13 protein-coding genes are annotated in these 18023 nt (G+C 40.7%); 10 read left to right on the top strand and 3 right to left on the bottom strand.

From position 1 onward, the window contains the following. Nucleotides 1-99: 99 nt before the first annotated feature. The 10 genes from HWQ37_RS21155 (at nucleotide 100) to HWQ37_RS21110 (ending at nucleotide 15429) form a co-directional block, all read left to right on the top strand. Complete coding sequence (locus HWQ37_RS21155) at nucleotides 100-2331, top strand: GumC family protein (RefSeq protein ID WP_292750530.1); 2232 nt, start codon at nucleotides 100-102, stop codon at nucleotides 2329-2331. Between the two features lie 940 nt (nucleotides 2332-3271). Beyond that, nucleotides 3272-3976 carry a heterocyst development glycosyltransferase HepC gene (hepC, locus tag HWQ37_RS21150; protein WP_363318166.1) on the top strand — a complete coding sequence of 235 codons (705 nt, stop codon included), beginning with the start codon at nucleotides 3272-3274 and terminating at the stop codon, nucleotides 3974-3976. A gap of 127 nt (nucleotides 3977-4103) precedes the next feature. Continuing rightward, nucleotides 4104-5954: a heterocyst formation ABC transporter subunit HepA gene (gene hepA / locus HWQ37_RS21145; protein ID WP_292750528.1), complete on the top strand. Its 1851-nt coding sequence runs from the start codon at nucleotides 4104-4106 to the stop codon at nucleotides 5952-5954. 252 nt (nucleotides 5955-6206) lie between these two features. Further along, the gene (locus HWQ37_RS21140) at nucleotides 6207-7367 is read left to right on the top strand and encodes a glycosyltransferase family 4 protein (protein WP_292750526.1); all 1161 of its coding nucleotides are present in this window, start codon (nucleotides 6207-6209) and stop codon (nucleotides 7365-7367) included. A gap of 42 nt (nucleotides 7368-7409) precedes the next feature. Further along, on the top strand, nucleotides 7410-8402 hold the full coding sequence (locus tag HWQ37_RS21135; protein ID WP_292750524.1) for a glycosyltransferase family 2 protein: 993 nt from the start codon (nucleotides 7410-7412) through the stop codon (nucleotides 8400-8402). 301 nt (nucleotides 8403-8703) lie between these two features. Beyond that, on the top strand, nucleotides 8704-9906 hold the full coding sequence (locus HWQ37_RS21130) for a glycosyltransferase family 4 protein (RefSeq protein ID WP_292750522.1): 1203 nt from the start codon (nucleotides 8704-8706) through the stop codon (nucleotides 9904-9906). Then, entirely contained in the window at nucleotides 9824-10756 is a 933-nt protein-coding gene (locus HWQ37_RS21125; RefSeq protein ID WP_292750520.1) for a glycosyltransferase family 2 protein, read from the top strand. Before HWQ37_RS21130 ends, HWQ37_RS21125 begins: the two co-directional genes overlap by 83 nt. An 80-nt stretch (nucleotides 10757-10836) precedes the next feature. After that, entirely contained in the window at nucleotides 10837-12318 is a 1482-nt protein-coding gene (locus tag HWQ37_RS21120; protein ID WP_292750518.1) for an O-antigen ligase domain-containing protein, read from the top strand. A gap of 144 nt (nucleotides 12319-12462) precedes the next feature. Continuing rightward, on the top strand, nucleotides 12463-13596 hold the full coding sequence (locus HWQ37_RS21115) for a glycosyltransferase family 4 protein (protein WP_292750517.1): 1134 nt from the start codon (nucleotides 12463-12465) through the stop codon (nucleotides 13594-13596). Between the two features lie 183 nt (nucleotides 13597-13779). After that, nucleotides 13780-15429 (top strand): GMC oxidoreductase, encoded by a 1650-nt coding sequence (locus HWQ37_RS21110; protein ID WP_292750516.1) that lies wholly within the window; start codon nucleotides 13780-13782, stop codon nucleotides 15427-15429. A 352-nt stretch (nucleotides 15430-15781) separates the two neighbouring features. Here HWQ37_RS21110 and HWQ37_RS21105 read toward each other — a convergent pair whose 3' ends face one another. From HWQ37_RS21105 to HWQ37_RS21095, 3 genes are all read right to left on the bottom strand, one after another. After that, nucleotides 15782-15967 carry a DUF1902 domain-containing protein gene (locus HWQ37_RS21105; protein ID WP_292750515.1) on the bottom strand — a complete coding sequence of 62 codons (186 nt, stop codon included), beginning with the start codon at nucleotides 15965-15967 and terminating at the stop codon, nucleotides 15782-15784. Nucleotides 15968-16165: 198 nt separating this feature from the next. Further along, on the bottom strand, nucleotides 16166-16705 hold the full coding sequence (locus tag HWQ37_RS21100) for a DOMON-like domain-containing protein (protein WP_292750513.1): 540 nt from the start codon (nucleotides 16703-16705) through the stop codon (nucleotides 16166-16168). Beyond that, on the bottom strand, nucleotides 16702-17820 hold the full coding sequence (locus HWQ37_RS21095) for a phosphotransferase enzyme family protein (RefSeq protein WP_292750511.1): 1119 nt from the start codon (nucleotides 17818-17820) through the stop codon (nucleotides 16702-16704). The genes HWQ37_RS21100 and HWQ37_RS21095 overlap by 4 nt, the downstream gene beginning before the upstream one ends. Nucleotides 17821-18023 lie beyond the last annotated feature (203 nt).

Genomic DNA, 18023 nt, shown 5'->3' with positions numbered 1-18023 from the left:
AATTACCTATTTATTTTCTCGTCCTTGACGGATTGTTAAAAGAAATAGGTATTCTTCGGAATCTCTCTTAGCGTAAGTCTTGAAGACAAGGATATAAAAGTGGTTCAAACTAGTCTAAATCCTCAAATAAGTCCAGCTTCGGAAAGTGAACCAAGTTACGGACAAATGTTTGCCGTATTTGTGCGGAGATTTCCTTGGTTCTTAGCAGTATTAATTTGTTCTATTGCTATTGCCAGCATAGTAACTGTAAAGACAAAGCCTACTTATAAAAGTTCTATGCAACTGCTAGTAGAACCTAACTATCAAGGTAAAACGGAAGGTGGTGCTGGGGTAGACAACCAATTTACTGACTCTAATGTGGTCATAGATACTGCTACCCAACTTAACTTGATGCAAAGTTCGGGACTCATCCAAAAAGCAGTTGATAAACTTCAGTCTAATTATCCAGATATAACTTCAGCTGAAATTAAAGCTTCTTTGGTCTTAACTCAAATCAGGAGCAAAGAAGATAATGTCGCTACGAAAATCTTTCAAGTTGAATATACTGCTGGAGATCCTGAAAAGACCCAAAAAGTTTTGGATGCAATTCGACAAGTTTATCTGGAATATAACAAACAACAACAGAGTTCGCGTTTACAAAAAGGTCTGCAAATCATTAGGGAACAGTTAAGTAAAGCCAGTGAAGAAGTAAACGCGGCTGAGACAAATTTACAAAGATTTCGCAGAAATCAGAACTTAATCGATCCAGAGTCACAGGCGAAAGCCATTGAAACAGCTTTGAACAATCTTTCCCAAGAAAGACAGACAACTCGCGCTCAATATGGGGAAGCTTTAGCACGCCAAAAATCTTTAGAAGAACAACTTAACCGTTCTCCTCAAAATGCTCTAGTTGCTTCTCGTTTGAGTCAGTCTACTCGCTATCAAGGCTTATTAAACGAAATCCAAAAAAGCGAATTGGCACTAGCACAAGAACGCTTACGCTTTACAGATCAAACTCCGAGTGTACAAAAGCTTAGAGAACAGCTTCAAGGCCAGAAGGAATTATTGCAACAAGAAGTAGGAAGAACTTTAGGCGGAAAGTCTGCTGGTGCATTCACTTCTGGAGACTCTCTTCTCGAAAAAGGACAGCTTGGCCAAATCGATCTCAGCCTTGCTGGTCAGTTAGTAGAAACGCAGACAACCATAGTTGCTTTAACTGCTCGCGATCAAAGTTTGGCTCAAAAAGAAAACGAGTTGCGTTTTGAAATCAAACGCTTCCCGCCTCTGTTGGCTTATTACAATCGGATGCTACCACAGCTGCAATTTAGTCGTGAAAGATTAGAGCAGCTTTTAAGAGCAGAACAACAATTACGGCAAGAACTTTCCAAGGGTGGATTTAATTGGGAAGTGGTAGAAGATCCGCAAAAAGGCGCACAATTAGGCCCCAATCTCCAACAGAACTTGCTGTTAGGTGCTGTAGTTGGGTTAATGTTAGGAGGAATTGCTGCCTTTATTCGGGAATCGGCTGATGATGCAGTTCACACCACTGCTGAATTAGAGAAGCAAATGGCCATGCCGTTGTTAGGAACAACCCCGAAATTACCGCCAGCCAAACCCAGAGAATCAATGATAAAGTTGCCTTTTGGCAAGCCAGAAGTTCTCGCTCCCTGGACAATTCAGGTATTGCAATCTCCACCGCGTTGGGAATCGCTGGATCTGATTTACAAAAACATTGAACTTTTAAATACTGTTACTAATTTAAAATCTTTGATGATTACTTCGGCTTTAGCCGATGAGGGTAAATCAGCTTTGGCGTTGGGTTTGGCAATGAGTGCTGCTCGTTTACATAAAAGGGTACTGCTGATTGATGCCAACTTACGCGATCCCAGTTTGCACCACCAACTAAATCTTCCTAATGAGCAGGGGCTTTCAACTTTATTGGCGAGTGATACAACTCTACCCAATCAAATTAGTCTGCAATACTCAGGTTCTGCCTACATCGATATTTTGACTGCTGGCCCCAAACCTGCCGACCCAGCTAATCTGTTGAGTTCCCCTCGGATGATGCAATTAATGGCAGCATTTGAGGAAAATTACGATTTGGTACTGATAGATGCTCCCCCAGTTCTCGGCTTGGTTGATGCCATGCTTACCGCATCATCTTGTCGTAGCGTGGTTATGGTGGCAAGCATTGGGATTGTGACGCGAAGTCAGCTTAATCAAGCGACAGCTATGCTGAGTAAGTTAAATCTGATTGGGGTTGTAGCTAATGGGGTATCAAACTCTAGTAGTAATTACGTACCCAATATCAAACAACAGCAATTGGCTCTACGTCAAGCTGTGGAAAAGTAATTCGTAATTCGTAATTCGTAATTACTAGACCTCTTGCAAAAATCCTTGAATCACCCCTCCCCAACCCTCCCCTTGTGAAGGGGAGGGCGCAAGATTTCAAGTTTCCCCCCTTTATAAGGGGGGATTAAGGGGGTCTATTCGACTTATGCAAGAGGTCTACTGTTCTGTTAGGGTTTTAGGCATTTAAAATGTTTGGCTTATTATAAGCTGCGCTGTACTAGTACCACTAGATGAAAGATCCCCGACTTTCTAGAGAAGTCGGGGATCTTTCTCGTTTCTAGCCTCTGGCTGGAAATGCAAATCAAAAGCGGCTCTGCCGCGAGTCAGGGAGGCGGAGCCTCAATGAGGGGCATTCCCAGTCGGAGACTGGGAACGAGGTAATAACCAAAATTGAATTTTATTGCGATCGGGATAAATTCAGTATTTTTATGCTATATTCACAGTTTTTCAGAGAAATTACGGACTGTTTAAAGAGCAGATAAAGAATTTATTTGAGCGATCGCTATTTCTATATAGTCTTATATTCTAGAGATTAAAGTAGTTCCAAAAAGGTTAGAAGACAAGAGCAGACTGGGTTTGTTAACTCTATCGACAGAATGAACACCTCAGCGTAATTAAACGTAAATATAGATTCATGGGTAATTTCCCTCTACACTTCTCTACTGTCAGTAGTTTCCGGAAAATCAAGATTTGCCCATGAATGTTAATAGTAGCGGTGATTGCTACCTATCTAATTAGTATCTGTCCAGTTTTTACATCTCTACACCAGCAGAATTCTGCAAAATATATGCTTGGCTGAGTGGCAAATACTATAGCATATTTTTGCCCTCAATTCTCTCCAACTTTTTGGACTTACAACAAGATTCGGATTTGGGTCTTTGGCATTAATAGCCTTTGATAACGCCTCAGTAATTCACTCCTGTATAAACCCAAAGACATTATGACAACTTCAATAATTCCAACTCTAGAGAATTTATATGATGTAACCCAGTCACAGCAAGATAATCGTGGGTACTGCACACTACTGTGGCGACGGGGTAAGCTGTTGGTGAAGCCACTTGGAGGAGTTAAACAACCATATCTAGCTTCATTAGATAGTAAGCGATCGCTAGTAGAATGCTTACAACATTCTCCAGTAAATTTGGTAAGTATAGATCCAAAATTGGGTGAAGCTTTGCTCAAATTTTGGGCTGATGCATGTGAAGAAGCTCAAAAACCAATATTTCTAAACATACCCGCTAGCAATAAAGTACCTAACCAACCCTTCAAACAATTGCAGCGACTAATTGATTGGATTGCTGCTTTCCTATTGCTGCTATTAGTAAGTCCAATCATGTTGGGATTGATTGTATTAATGCAAGTTTACTCGCCAGGGTCACTTTTTTGTCGTGAATGGCGTGTTGGAGAACGAGGTAAACTCTTTCAAGCAATGAGCTTTTGCACGCACAATATCACACCACTAGGGCGTTGGATGAGTAAATACAATCTCGACAATCTGCCACAATTATTTAACGTGCTACGGGGTGATATGAGTTTAACCGGATCTCGTTGTTGGACTTTAGAAGATGCAGTACAGCTAAATAAACTACCAGAAATTTCAGCTTCATGGGAAAGAGGCACAGTTTCACCTGTTACATCTGGATAGCCAAACTCTGTAATTTATCTGTGCGGTAATTGATGATTTCATCTACCGTACTGAAGCTTAAACAAAAATTGTTTATGTAGCATCTATAGCGGTCTATCTACCTTGCCAAACTATTATGATAAAATCCATGAATTTTCAGCTTCCTCAACCACTCAGTAATCTGCTCAAAGCCAGCAGCTTTTGGCAGGATAACTATTTGATATTGCGAGAATTTAAACACTTTCGCAAAATTGCAATTTTAGCTCTGATATTCTCAATTTTGGCAGCAACCTTTGAAGGTGTAAGTATTGGTTTCTTACTTTCATTCTTGCAAAGTTTAACTAGCCCCAATGCTCAACCTGTCCAAACAGGAATAGAATGGTTTGATCTTTGGATTTTGGGAGCTAAAACATCAGCGATTAATCGTTTATATCGCGTATCTTTGCTGATTTTATTAAGTACTTGGTTACGTGCTACCTTCAATTATTTTTCTCAAGTCTATACTGAATTATCTCAATTACATCTTGCCGATCGCTTACGTAAGCAAATTTTTGAACAGTTACAATCCTTATCGTTAAGTTACTTTGGTAAAACTCGTTCTGGTGAACTAATTAACACAATTACTACAGAGATTGAAAGGATCAGACAAGGTTTTAGTGGCGGAGCTTTTTTAGTAACTAGAGGGCTGACAACCTTTGTCTACTTAATATCAATGTTTTTGATCTCATGGCAACTGACGTTAATCTCAGCATTACTATTTACACTTTTAGGTGTAGGGTTGTCAAATCTGAATGCTAGAGTCAGAGAATCAAGTTTTGGGATGACAGCTGCTAATGCTAATTTTACATCAACAGCTATAGAATTTATTAATGGCATTCGCACTGTTCATTCTTGTGGTACTCAAGAATTTGAGCGTCAGCGTTATTATCAAGCTAGCGATAAGGTAATAAGTAGTACAACAAAGGTTGTGTTTACCTGGACACTTGTAAAGCCAATTGCCGAAGGGGTAGCGACTACGGTATTGATCGGAATGATTATTTTGGCATTCACTAGTCTTGTGACTAATGGAACGCTACAAGTTGCTTCTTTACTAACCTTTTTCTTTGTACTATTTCGCTTTATCCCATTTGTTCAAGATATTAATGGCACGAGAGCGTATCTTAGCACTTTACATGGTTCAGCAGATAATATTAAAAACCTGTTGACAAGTGATGAAAAATATTACTTTAAAAATGGCAGAGTTGAATTTAAGGGATTAAACAGGTCAATAGATTTAGTATCTGTAGATTTTGGTTATGATGATAAAAATCTAGTGTTGCATAATATTACCCTGACAATTGAAAAGGGAAAAATGACAGCATTAGTCGGAGCCTCTGGTGCTGGGAAAACAACCCTTGCTGATTTAATTCCCCGATTTTATAATGCTACGGATGGATATCTTTACATTGATGAAATGGATATCCGGCAGTTTGAAATTAACTCTCTACGCCGCAAAATAGCTGTCGTCAGTCAAGATACTTTTATCTTCAATACTAATGTTTGGCAGAATATTTCTTACGGGACTCCAGAGGCGACGAATGAGCAAATTCAAGAAGCTGCTAAACTAGCGAATGCACTAGAATTTATTTTAGAAATGCCCGAAGGTTTTGATACTCAATTAGGAGATCGGGGTGTTAGGTTATCTGGAGGACAAAGGCAGCGAATTGCTATTGCACGCGCTTTACTGCGGAACCCAGAAATTTTGATTTTGGATGAAGCAACTAGTGCCTTAGATTCGCTATCTGAGCGCCTAATTCAAGATTCATTAGAAAAGCTATCTGTTGGTAAAACAGTAATTGCGATCGCTCACCGTCTTTCTACTATTTCTAAAGCAGATAAAGTTGTAGTTTTAGAACAGGGACGAATAGTAGAACAAGGTAAGTATCAAGAACTATTGGAACTAAAAGGCAAGCTTTGGAAATATCATCAAATGCAGTATGAAATAAGGCAGCCAGATTAGAAACAATATCCAATTACCCAAATACTTACAACATATTAATCGGCTGTACATCTCTACAGCCGTAAACCCCTAACTATGGATCAATACAGTTCAGTTAAGCAATTTTTTCCTTCTCTTTCTTTTCTCTGCGTCCTCTGCGCCTCTGCGGTTAGTAAAAAAATAACCCAAGCGTATTGAAGTAGAGTGTTTAAGGCTGATTATCTCTACAAATAAGCTATTAAAACTAGTCCTGGATACTTAATAATAGAAGAAATGTCTGAACAAATCTTTGACAAAGACCTAATTTATCAATGCTCAAATTTTGATGTCGGTGGGGGCGGAGGTGTTGAAACTTATTTAGCTTCTCTATTTGAACATCGACCACCTGATGTTAGCGATCGCGTGATAAAATCACTTAAAAATATCGATCAAAGTCAATTCAAACTGCTGCATATCCACAGCCCAGATTTGCTATTGCAGCTTACAGGCGAATGTCCTGCTATCTTCAGCGTTCATAATCACTCATTCTACTGTCCTAGCGGCACAAAATATTTAGCAGGGCAACGGACAATCTGCGATCGCAACTTCTCTTACTTAGGATGTAGCTGGGGTAGACTAGTAGATAAATGTGGTAGCCGCAGACCTTTAAGAACTCTTAGAGAACTTCAAACCACTCATCAGTTTTTAGATGTCTTAAAAAGGCTAAAAATTACTTTTCTTGCTAATAGCGAATATGTCCGACAAGAGTTAATTAAAACCGGTGTACCTCCCGAACAAACTGTAACGCTACACTGTGGGATATCTATACCACAAACAGCAAATTTACCCCTAAGTTTAGAAGTCCATCAAAATCATAGAATTTTGTTTGCTGGACGGATTGTTTCTGATAAAGGTCTGGAATGGTTACTCAAAACCTTAATACATACAAATCCGAAAATTCAACTTGATATTGCCGGCGAAGGTTGGGAACGGCCACGGTTAGAAAAGTTAGCAAGCACACTCGGATTGAATAAGCGAATCACTTGGCATGGTTGGTGCGATTCGGATAAATTAGATAAACTTTATCAACAGTGTTTTGCAGTCATCTTTCCCAGTGTTTGGCCTGAACCTGCCGGTCTTGTAACTCTGGAAGCATACTCTCGTTATCGACCTGTAATTGGTAGTGCAGTCGGGGGGATTCCAGAACATTTACGAGATGGAGAAACAGGTATTCTTGTTCCGGGTAATAATATTCAAAAGCTAGCTGATGCCATTAATGAGTTGTATATAGATCGTGAAAAAAGCCGATATATGGGTGAACAAGGTCATGCTTTATTGATGAAGGAATTTACAATGGCTGCTCATGTAAATAATCTCCGAACAATTTATGCAAGAACAATAGCTGAATTTCCTTCTAAAGCTAAAAAGCTATATAGCATCTCTCAAACGAAATAAGATAACGCATCTTTTAGTTAGAAAATATCAAGGGAGAAAAATATGTCATTGCATCAAGAATCTCAACAACCTTTAGTCAGCGTTATTATCCCCACCTATAATCGACCAGACTATCTCAAGCAAGCGATCGCTAGTGCTATAAAACAAACTTATCAAAATATTGAAATTATTATTTCTGATAATTGTAGTTCCGAAAATCCCCAAGCAATTGTCGCATCTTTTGGTGATTCACGCATCAAATTTTGGCAGCATCCGCAAAATGTGGGTATGTTGGCTAATCAGCAGTATGGCTTCAATTTAGCGCGAGGTAAATATGTTGCTAGTCTCCATGACGATGATATTTGGCATGAAGATTTTTTAGCAAAGCTTGTACCACCACTAGAAGCAAATTCTGATTTAATTCTCGCTTTTTGCGACCAATATATTATAGATGCTAATGGCAAAATTAATGAGGTTGGAACTGAAGAAAATACACGCGGTTATAAGCGAGATAAACTAGCAAAAGGAATTCATCAACCTTTTTATAAAATTGGGTTAGTAGATAAAAGTATACCTACTGCTGCATCTTGCGTAATTCGTAATAATTTGGTGGATTGGTATAGTATTCCGTCAGAAGTTGGCGGGATGTGGGATTTATATTTAACCTATCTGTTCTGTATATCTGGTTGTGGCGCTTACTATTGTCCAGAAAGATTGACGCGATATCGCGCCCATGAGCAAACTGAGACTATGCTCAGTGGTAGTCGAGATGTGCAAGCAAAAATTCGCAAAGCTAAAAGCGAAATGTTTTGTTATCAAGTCTTTATGGAAGACCCTCTTTTACAAGAATTTAGAACTCATTTTCAACAAAAATGGTTAGAAGCTAATACTACTTTGGGAATTGGTTTGCTACGAAGTGAAGAGATAGCAGCAGCACGTTCTCATTTTTGGCAAGTGCTGAATAAACAAAGATTTAATGTGCGAAATCTGGCAGCACTTGGTCTTAGTTTTACGCCACAAATTTTGACAAGTAAGTTAATAGGAATATCGAAATAATATATCAATATATCTGAGTTTGGGAATTTATTTGTTAAAGAAACCTCTTGCATAAGTTGAATAGACCCCCCTTAATCCCCCCTTATAAAGGCTACGGTGTATACACAAGTCTGAAATAGCTGATTAACCAGGGTTTTACCCCTCCCTAACCCTCCCCTTGGAAAGGGGAGGGAACTAGATTTTCCGGTTTCCCCCCTTTCCAAGGGGGGATTAAGGGGGGTAAATTCGACTTGTGTATACACGGTAGCCGGAGGGTTGGGGAGGGGTGATTCAAGCTTTTTATCCTTAAGGAAGATAGTGGATGAAACTTTGTATTGTTACTCATAAAATCAAAAAAGGTGATGGTCAGGGACGGGTAAACTATGAGGTTGCTAATGAAGCAATTCGTCGTGGTCATGAACTGACATTATTAGCTAGTGAAGTCGCACCAGAATTAGAAGAAAATAGCCAAGTTAATTGGATTAAAATTCCAGTCAAAGGCTATCCTACAGAATTTGTACGTAATTTCATATTTGCCCAAAAAAGTGCAGATTGGTTACGTAAACATCGCTCTGAAATTGATTTAGTTAAAGTCAATGGAGCAATTAATCTGGCTGCGGCTGATGTGAATGCTGTACATTTTGTCCACAGTTCATGGTTGCGATCGCCTGTTCATATTTCCCGCGATCGCCGCGATTTATATGGTTTTTACCAATGGCTGTTTACGGCTTTTAATGCCCGTTGGGAAAAACAAGCTTTCCAAAAAGCGCAGGTTGTGGTGGCTGTATCGGAAAAGGTAGCCCAAGAATTAGTCAACATTGGTGTACCGCGTTCTCGGATTAAAGTAATTGTCAATGGCGTAGACCTAGAAGAGTTTACCCCTGGTGAAAGCAATCGCCAAAAATTAGGTTTACCGGAAAATGTCACCCTAGCCCTGTTCGCTGGAGACATCCGTACACCCAGAAAGAATTTAGATACAGTCCTACACGCCTTAGTGAAAGTTCCCAATTTACATTTGGCGGTGGTAGGTCATATCGAAGGTAGTCCCTTCCCTCAACTAGCAGCATTTTTGGGGTTAAGCGATCGCGTTCATTTTGTGGGATTTCGCCGTGATATCCCCGAAATTATGCGGTCAGTAGATTTATTTATTTTTCCTTCCCGATATGAAGCTTGTAGCCTCGTATTGTTAGAAGCACTTTCTTCAGGACTACCAGTAATTACTGCCACAGCTACCGGAGGTGCAGAGTTGGTGACACCAGAATGTGGCATCGTTTTAACCGACTCAAATGATGTCGATGCTTTGGCTGTGGCGATGATGTCTTTGGTAAGTGGAGATATGCTAATGCAGCAAATGAGTCAAGCTGCTCGTTCTGTGGCAGAACAACACAGCTGGACTAGTATGGCACAAACTTATGTGGATTTATTCGAGGAGTTAAGCAAGAATGCGGAACACCGTTCTGATACCGACTTATCGCCGTCCACAAGACCTCTTACGCTGCCTTTTGGCGCTACAGGAGCAAACTAAACCAGTTGATCAAGCGATCGTGGTTGTCCGTGATACGGATGCAGAAACTTGGGAATTTCTGGCGCAATTAAACACGCACAACTTGCCACTGCATACCGTGAAAGTCACACAACCGGGGGTAGTTGCAGCCCTCAACGCCGGACTAGCAGCAGTGGAGGGCGATATTGTTTCCATTACTGATGATGATGCCGCACCCCATCCCGATTGGTTAGAGCGGATTGCGGCTTACTTTACCAGTGATAATCGCCTCGGCGGTCTGGGAGGGCGTGATTGGATACGCCACGGCAGCAAATTAGAAGACGAATCCCGCCCAGTAGTTGGACAGTTGCAGTGGTTTGGGCGAGTTATTGGCAACCATCACCTGGGAGTGGGAGAACCCCGCGAAGTCGATATTCTCAAGGGGGTGAACATGAGTTTTCGTACCCAAGCTATCGAACAATTGCGCTTTGACGAGCGGATGCGCGGTACTGGAGCGCAGGTACATTTTGAAATGGCGTTTACTCTGGCATTAAAGCGGGCTGGTTGGAAGATAATTTACGATCCTCACGTTGCTGTAGATCATTATCCAGCACAACGTTTTGATGAAGATCAGCGAAATAACTTTAATGAAATTGCCTTTATTAATTTAGTCCATAATGAAACTTTAGTTTTATTAGAGCATTTGCCATTTATCCGCCGGATTGTATTTTTATTCTGGGCAGTATTTGTGGGTACTTGCGATAGTTTGGGCTTGGTACAATGGCTGAGATTTTTACCTAGCCAAGGGCAGTTGGCGGGGAAAAAGTTATTAGCATCTTGGCGGGGACGTTGGCAGGGATATCAAGAATTCAGAATTCAGAATTCAGAATGAGGCAGAGCCTCGAATGATTTCATTCCCAGGCGAGAGCCTGGGAACGAGTTGAACTTATTTATATGTACATCTAAAATTGAATGAATTCTAAGCAGATACTTTTCAATAGTTTTTTACAAGAAAACTATTCTCCTGAAGAGCGATCGCTACAGGGTTGGATGGCGATCGCAGGTTTTATATTACTAACTGTAGTTTGCTATTTTGCTGGTGTTACTGCCGGATTGCGCCTAATTTATCCGGTGACAGCTTTAGCAGTAGCTGTATTTTTATACTTGCGGCATCCCATTCTGTATATCAGCTTTACCTGGTGGATTTGGTTTCTCACACCCTTAGCTACTCGCTTAGTTGACTATCGGGTGGGTTGGGACCCTAGCCGTCAAATGCTCATCGCACCCTACTTGGTGGTATTTGTAACTATAGCAACATTCTTGCGACATTTTCCCCGCGCTTCTCGCCAAGGGGGTTTGCCGTTTGTTTTGGCTTTTATTGGGGTGTTCTATGGCTTTCTCATTGGTCTAATTTACAACCCACCTATCCCTGTAGCTCGCGGATTGATGGATTGGCTCAGTCCAATCATTTTCGCTTTTCATTTATTTATCAACTGGCGAGATTATCCCAGCTATCGCCAGAACATTCAGCGAACATTTCTCTGGTGTGTGTTGATTTTAGGAAGTTATGGCGTATATCAATTTGTGGTAGCTCCTGAGTGGGATAGGTACTGGCTAATACAATCAAAATTATTCATGAGTTCGGGAAATCCTGTACCTTTCGGGATGCGGGTCTGGAGTACATTACACTCAGTCGGACCCTTTGGTTCTGTTATGCAAGCTGGGTTACTGTTGTTATTTACTAGTTCAGGTAACTTAATTTTTCCGGCTTCAGCTGTTGGTTACTTATCTTTTCTATTGACACAAGCACGTACTAATTGGGGAGGCTGGTTATTTGGAATAATTATGATTATGGGTTCAGTCAAAGCTAAAATTCAAATGCGTTTAATTACCATAATTGTAGTTATGGCAATTTGTGTTGTGCCATTGACAACTATCGAGCCAATTGCTGGCGTGGTAGCAACCCGTTTGGAAACTTTTTCTAATCTTCAAGAAGATGGCAGCTTTAAAGATAGATCGGGAAGTTATGACAAAAACCTTGGTTTAGCCCTTTCTAATGGTCTAGGTAACGGTTTAGGAAATATTTGGAAAGTTAACGAAAAAACTGGTCAAATTGAAGTAGTAGTAATTGATAGTGGCATCTTAGATATGTTTTTCACCCTTGGTTGGTTTGGAGCCATCTTTTATATGGGTGGATTAATTTTGTTAATTGTTAGTGTTAGTAGCTATGGCGAAGGTCGTTTTGATAGTTTTATCAGTGCTGCCCGCGCCATTGGGATCAGTTCCGCTTCACAGCTAGTTATTGGTAGCGGTATGTTGAGTGTCGCCGGGATGATTCTTTGGGGATTTTTAGCGATGGCGATGGCAGGACATAAATACTATAGCAATCCTCAGATGCTCTCCAACATTCCTAACTTCTCTAAGGGACTTCCAAGAAATAAATTATCCAAATAAACGAACCACAGAGACACAGAGAACACAGAGGAATAAGGAGGAGAGAGTTTTTTCGCCAGTTTTTTGAGTATTTTTTTATTTGGAAGTTCCTAAGAAGTCGAGAATCTGATAAATCTTACAACTTAAATAGGACTCTTATAGATTATGAAAGTAATTATTGTAATGCCACTGGCCGAGCAACGAGGCGGCGGTGAAATGATGCTTTGGGATTTGGTGCAGCAAGGGCGTAATGCTGGTGTCGAGTGGCTGGTGATATTTTTAGAATCCGGCCCGATGGTAGAACAAGTGAAATCCCTTGGTATTGATGCGCGAGTTGTGGAAAGTGGACGTTTACGCCAAATCCACCGTTTTATTGGCGCTGTTTTTCGGATAGCTGCGATCGCACGCCGCGAACGTGCAGATATAATTGTCAATTGGATGTGGATCACACATATATCTGGAGGTTTGGCGGCGATGCTGGCGGGCTTACCTGCTGTATGGTATCAACTAGAAGTACCTAGCGATAAAACTTGGTTGGTGCGAATTGCTACTTTAATCCCAGCACGGGCAATTATCACTCTTTCGCAGGATGGTAAGCAAGCACAGGCAGAGATTTGGCCTCACAGACCAACACCTCTGGTTTATCCTGGTGTCGCATTAGACCGATTTGAGCCAAATGCCTTACCAACTCCAGAAGAAGCACGGCGGAAACTGGGCTTACCTTTACACGGGCCCTTGATTGGAATTGTCGGACGATTGCAACGATGGAAGGGAATGCACGTATTGGTGCAAGCGATGCCCAAAATTTTACAGAAGTATCCCGATGCTCATTGTGTGGTGGTTGGCGGTAAGCACGATTTGGAACCAGATTATGAAGACTTCTTAAAAGCAGAAATCACCGCTTTAGGCTTAAAAGACCAAGTAATTATGGCTGGGCTACAGCGTAATATCCCGGAGTGGGTACAGGCAATGGATGTATTCGTTCATGCATCAGATAAAGAACCCTTTGGGATTGTGATTATTGAGGCGATGGCGCTGGGTAAACCTGTAATTGCCGGCAGTGCGGGTGGTCCGACAGAGATTATTACCGATGGCATGAATGGACTATTAACACCTTACGGCGATGCGGATAAATTAGCGATCGCAATTCTCCGTTATCTTGACGAGCAAGAATTTGCCCAAAGTGCGGGAATGGCTGCTAGACAACGCGCCCTCGATTTCTCAACGCAGAATTACGCCCAAAATTTTATCAATACAATTCGTTCTGCAATGCCTAGTAGTCTATCGCAAAAGTTTTGAGAGGTTTGTAGTAAGCACTTTAGTGCTTAGAGGATGTTTGAAAAGTGTTTGACTGTGATTTTAATCACCCCCCTTAATCCCCCCGATGTATTGGGGGGAAACTAGAAAATCCAGTTCCCTCCCCTTTATAAGGGGAGGGTTAGGGTGGGGTAAAAAAATATTTATACAAAAGGAACTAAATTAATGTTGATTGATAGTCGCAAAGTACCAATAGATGAAATTATCAATACCGAAGTTTGTATAGTTGGTGCTGGCCCAGCAGGAATTACACTTGCACGAGAACTAATTGGGCAAGATTTTCGAGTTTGCTTACTAGAAAGTGGTGACATTGAATTTAATCAAGAGACTGCTTCTCTTGGTGAAGGTGAAACGGTTGGAGATCCTTTTCCACGACTTCAAGATATGCGTCATCGTCAATTTGGTGGAATGGCTAATGTCTGGAATATTGAAATTAATAAAAATCAACTTGGTTTGAGGCACGTGCCGTTAGATGAAATAGATTTTGAAAAAAGAGATTGGATACCATATAGTGGCTGGCCTTTTAGTAAATCTCACCTGAATCCATTTTATCAGCGCGCTCAAGCAGTCTGTAAACTCGGTTCCTTTGCTTATGAAGCTGAGGCTTGGGAAAATGCTCAATCTCCGCGCACACATTTCACAAGTGACCGAGTTACTACCAGTATGTTTCAGTTTGGCCCGCGCGATATTTTCACCAATGAATATCGGCATCAAATTAATCAATCTCCTAATATTACCACATTCCTTAACGCCAACGTGGTAGAAATTGAGGCCGATGAAGTAGCTCAGACAGTAAAACGTGTACAAGTTGCTTGTTTATCTGGGAATAAATTTTGGGTAGCTGCAAAAGTATTTATTTTAGCCACAGGTGGTATTGAAAATGCACGTTTATTGTTGCTATCAAACCGAATTCAAAAGAATGGATTAGGCAATCAACATGATTTAGTGGGTAGGTTCTTTATGGATCATCCTTTTATTCGTTGTGGTATGCTTATTCCGCAAAATCGCAAAATATTTAATTCGATGGCTTTGTATGACTTACGCCGGGTGAATAATGTCACAGTGATGGGGAAATTTGCCCTGACAGAACAAGTGATGCGCCGCGATAAATTGCTAAATATGACTGCGTTGTTATATCCCAGAGATGAAAGATTTAGATCGCCAGCAAAGGCTTCTGCAAAAATTTTATTCTCTTCAGTTAAACAGAAACAGTTACCTAAGAATGTTTTTCAACATTTACAAAATGTTATTACGAATATTGATGATTTAGTAGCTGATTGGTATAAGTATAATGTCAAAAAAGAATATTTGTTTCCTGATTTGAGTCATGGAGGATGGTCTGAACATGAAGGTAATGAACAGAAATATACCAAGTTTGAAGTTCTTAGCCAAACTGAACAAACTCCAAATCCAGATAATCGGGTAACACTCAGTAATCAACTAGATAAGCTTGGTTGTCCTCAAGCAAAATTAACTAATCATTGGGGCGAAATAGATATTTGCAGTGTGAAGCGATCGCAGTTAGTATTTGCACAAGAATTTGCTAATGCCGGTCTGGGTGAGTTGCAGATTGAATTGGATCAAGATCGTCCTGTTGCTTCTCTTAGTACCCATCATAATATGGGAACAACACGTATGCATCATGACCCAAAACAAGGAGTAGTAAATGCAAATTGTCAAGTTCACGGCATCTCTAATTTATTCATGGCAGGTAGCTCTGTTTTCCCTACAGGAGGCTATGCTAATCCTACGCTCACTATTATCGCTTTGGCAATCCGATTGGCAGACCATCTGAAAGCACAATTGTCTCACTAAGGAATAAGAATTAAATAACATACAATTTATGTCCCTGGCTTACCTCACCCTCAATCCCTCTCCTTATAAAGGCTACCATGTATACACAAATCGGAGTTACTTTGAGATCCGGGTTTTACCCCCCTTAATCCCCCCTTGTAAAGGGGGGAAACAAGAAAATCTAGTTCCCTCCCCTTTGCAAGGGGAGGGTTAGGGTGGGGTAAAACCTTGGTTAATCAGCTATTTCAAGACTTGTGTATACACGGTAGCCTTATAAAGGAGAGGGAAGCTAGATACAAGATAAAGTTTTGCATTTTATTTAATTCACGTTCCTAAGTTTTAATTTTCACAACTCAGATAGGATTGCGATCGCTCAATTGTCGAATGGCACAATTTGATTCAGAATAAGGAGTTCTGGAATCATTTCTCTGAGTTTTTCTGTAAGAGACTGAATCGTAGAAGCTTCTGTTACCAATCCCGGTATGTCTTCACTAGTTGCTACCCAAACTTCTGCATCTTTATCCCAAAATGCATCAACCTTTAATGTGTTTTGTGTCATGAGCGATCGCTACACACAAATTTACGACGGTAATTCAAGTTTAAAGCAATAAACTGCCATTCAAAGACGTTCCTCTAGCTTCTGTCAAATAAACTCAGTTGAACAGGCTCATTCCATGAAGTATAACCAATCGCCTTACTTCATAATGATTGTGTAGATTGCGTAATTTTTCCAATCCAAATTTCAGTAAGATATAACTCACAACTTAACAATAAAACTATCTCGCAGATGAAAGTCAGCCTCTGCACCTTGATGAGTTAACGCCCAGTAAGTCACCTCACCGTTTTTATATTTAATAACAGTAGTAATGCTAACTTCAATGGCTTGGTTTGCCGAAATAATTTTATCCAAATCGACATCTAACACAAGTACCAAAGCATCGGCTTGATTCTGAACGCTAAACGGTAGCTTTTCAAAAGCTGTTTCCTCTTGCATTCCTTGACGATACCCATTAAAGCGATAGACATTCCAATGTTCGGCGGGAGAGAGGTTAAATTCCCAATATCGTTGAGAATCTTTGATACCAAGGAAGAACTCAAAGCAAGTGTCTTCCCATAATTCGTACTTGCGTGATGGTAAATTTAATGGTGGAGGAATTGCAATTTCTTTTAAGTCGCCTCCCAGGTTGTAGCAGATGGTAAGTTGATTAGAATTTCGGGAGATATTGCCTGTAATTTTAAAATTACCAAAGGACTCGCTAGAAGGGAAAGGTTGCAGGGAAAATGTCTGGTTGTTCATTTCATATCTTGGATAATTTTGCGAATCTGCGTCTCTTGAGATTCAATACTTTCTGTAAGTTTAAACTGAACGATCGCTCTGGTAAGATTATGTTCTGGGTGTTTAACTTTGAAGTAGACATTCCCTGCTAAATAATCAGCAAAAAATCTTAGCCCTAGTTCAAAAGTAATTAGACGGATGGCATCATATATATATGCATAATCATTCTCAGTCAGAAATGCCTTAGCCACAGCGAGATAACCTTGTAGGATTTCTTGACACAGATCGGTATCGAAATAAATACTTTCCCAATTCTCGGTTTCTTCACCAGCAGGATTGCAACCCGATCGCAGACAATCACCAATATCGTAATGTACCAAACCAGGTTTTACGGTGTCGAGGTCGATGACGCTGACGGCTTGCTGGGTAACAATATCAAACATCACGTTATTGATCTTTGGATCGCCGTGCATCAGACGTAGAGGTAGCTTGCCTTCCGATTTGGCATTTTCTAGGATATGTGCAAAGGCTTGGCGATCGCTAACAAATTGTAAGCAATAATTAACTTCAGCAGATTTACGCACACTAGTTTTTGGCAAAACTTCCTCATAATGCTGGAGATAAAGCGGTGTAATATGGAACCCTGCGAGGGTGTCAGCAAGTTTTTCTGGTGGCAAATCGCTGATTAGATTGTGGAACATTCCCAACGCATAACCGATTTCTTTGGCGTGTGAGCGATCGCCCATTGTATCAAATGACTGGGAGCCTTCAATAAAGCTGATTGCCCGCCAAAAGGAGCCATCTAGACCCCTACAGTGGTCTTGAGCATCTTTGGTCAATAGTACGCGGGGAACTTCCCAGCGACGATTAAGGGGTGTATCCTGCAACCGATTGCGAACATGATCAGTGAAGGTACGCATATTCTGCATAATTAGTTTTGGCTGACGAAAAACTTGCGTGTTGATGCGTTGCAGGACAAAACGTTGTTCTTTTGAGGAATCTAGAGTTACTAAAAAGGTGTCATTTATATTACCACTGCCAAATGCTTTAACGCCTGTAACCTTCCCTTGTTGGGCAAATTGGTTAGCGATCGCCACCAGATTCTCAGCATCCTGTGTATTGAATTCTTCTATCATCTGTTTAACCTGCACTACTCCTCACGTACATTGCATGAAAGCAATAGGGGATATCGTAGCGCAACTATTAATATAATTCGTAATTCGTAATTCGTAATTCGTAATTCGTAATTGGTAGATATGAAAAACAAGATCCCCGACTTCTTTGAGAAGTCGGGGATCTGCGGGTTGCAATTCAACAGTTAGGAAATCTCATCGCTATC

The sequence above is a fragment of the Nostoc sp. NMS4 genome (genome assembly GCF_017115095.1).
Taxonomy (GTDB): Bacteria; Cyanobacteriota; Cyanobacteriia; order Cyanobacteriales; family Nostocaceae; genus Nostoc.
This window is presented reverse-complemented; position numbering and strand designations above follow the sequence as displayed.

Excerpts from the sequence above, each read along its gene's own strand:
- hepC (WP_363318166.1), top strand. The coding sequence starts at position 3,272 with ATGACAACTTCAATAATTCCAACTCTAGAGAATTTATATGATGTAACC.
- hepA (WP_292750528.1), top strand. The coding sequence starts at position 4,104 with ATGAATTTTCAGCTTCCTCAACCACTCAGTAATCTGCTCAAAGCCAGC.
- HWQ37_RS21140 (WP_292750526.1), top strand. The coding sequence starts at position 6,207 with ATGTCTGAACAAATCTTTGACAAAGACCTAATTTATCAATGCTCAAAT.
- HWQ37_RS21135 (WP_292750524.1), top strand. The coding sequence starts at position 7,410 with ATGTCATTGCATCAAGAATCTCAACAACCTTTAGTCAGCGTTATTATC.
- HWQ37_RS21130 (WP_292750522.1), top strand. The coding sequence starts at position 8,704 with ATGAAACTTTGTATTGTTACTCATAAAATCAAAAAAGGTGATGGTCAG.
- HWQ37_RS21125 (WP_292750520.1), top strand. The coding sequence starts at position 9,824 with ATGCGGAACACCGTTCTGATACCGACTTATCGCCGTCCACAAGACCTC.
- HWQ37_RS21120 (WP_292750518.1), top strand. The coding sequence starts at position 10,837 with ATGAATTCTAAGCAGATACTTTTCAATAGTTTTTTACAAGAAAACTAT.
- HWQ37_RS21115 (WP_292750517.1), top strand. The coding sequence starts at position 12,463 with ATGAAAGTAATTATTGTAATGCCACTGGCCGAGCAACGAGGCGGCGGT.
- HWQ37_RS21110 (WP_292750516.1), top strand. The coding sequence starts at position 13,780 with ATGTTGATTGATAGTCGCAAAGTACCAATAGATGAAATTATCAATACC.
- HWQ37_RS21105 (WP_292750515.1), bottom strand. The coding sequence starts at position 15,967 with ATGACACAAAACACATTAAAGGTTGATGCATTTTGGGATAAAGATGCA.
- HWQ37_RS21100 (WP_292750513.1), bottom strand. The coding sequence starts at position 16,705 with ATGAACAACCAGACATTTTCCCTGCAACCTTTCCCTTCTAGCGAGTCC.
- HWQ37_RS21095 (WP_292750511.1), bottom strand. The coding sequence starts at position 17,820 with ATGATAGAAGAATTCAATACACAGGATGCTGAGAATCTGGTGGCGATC.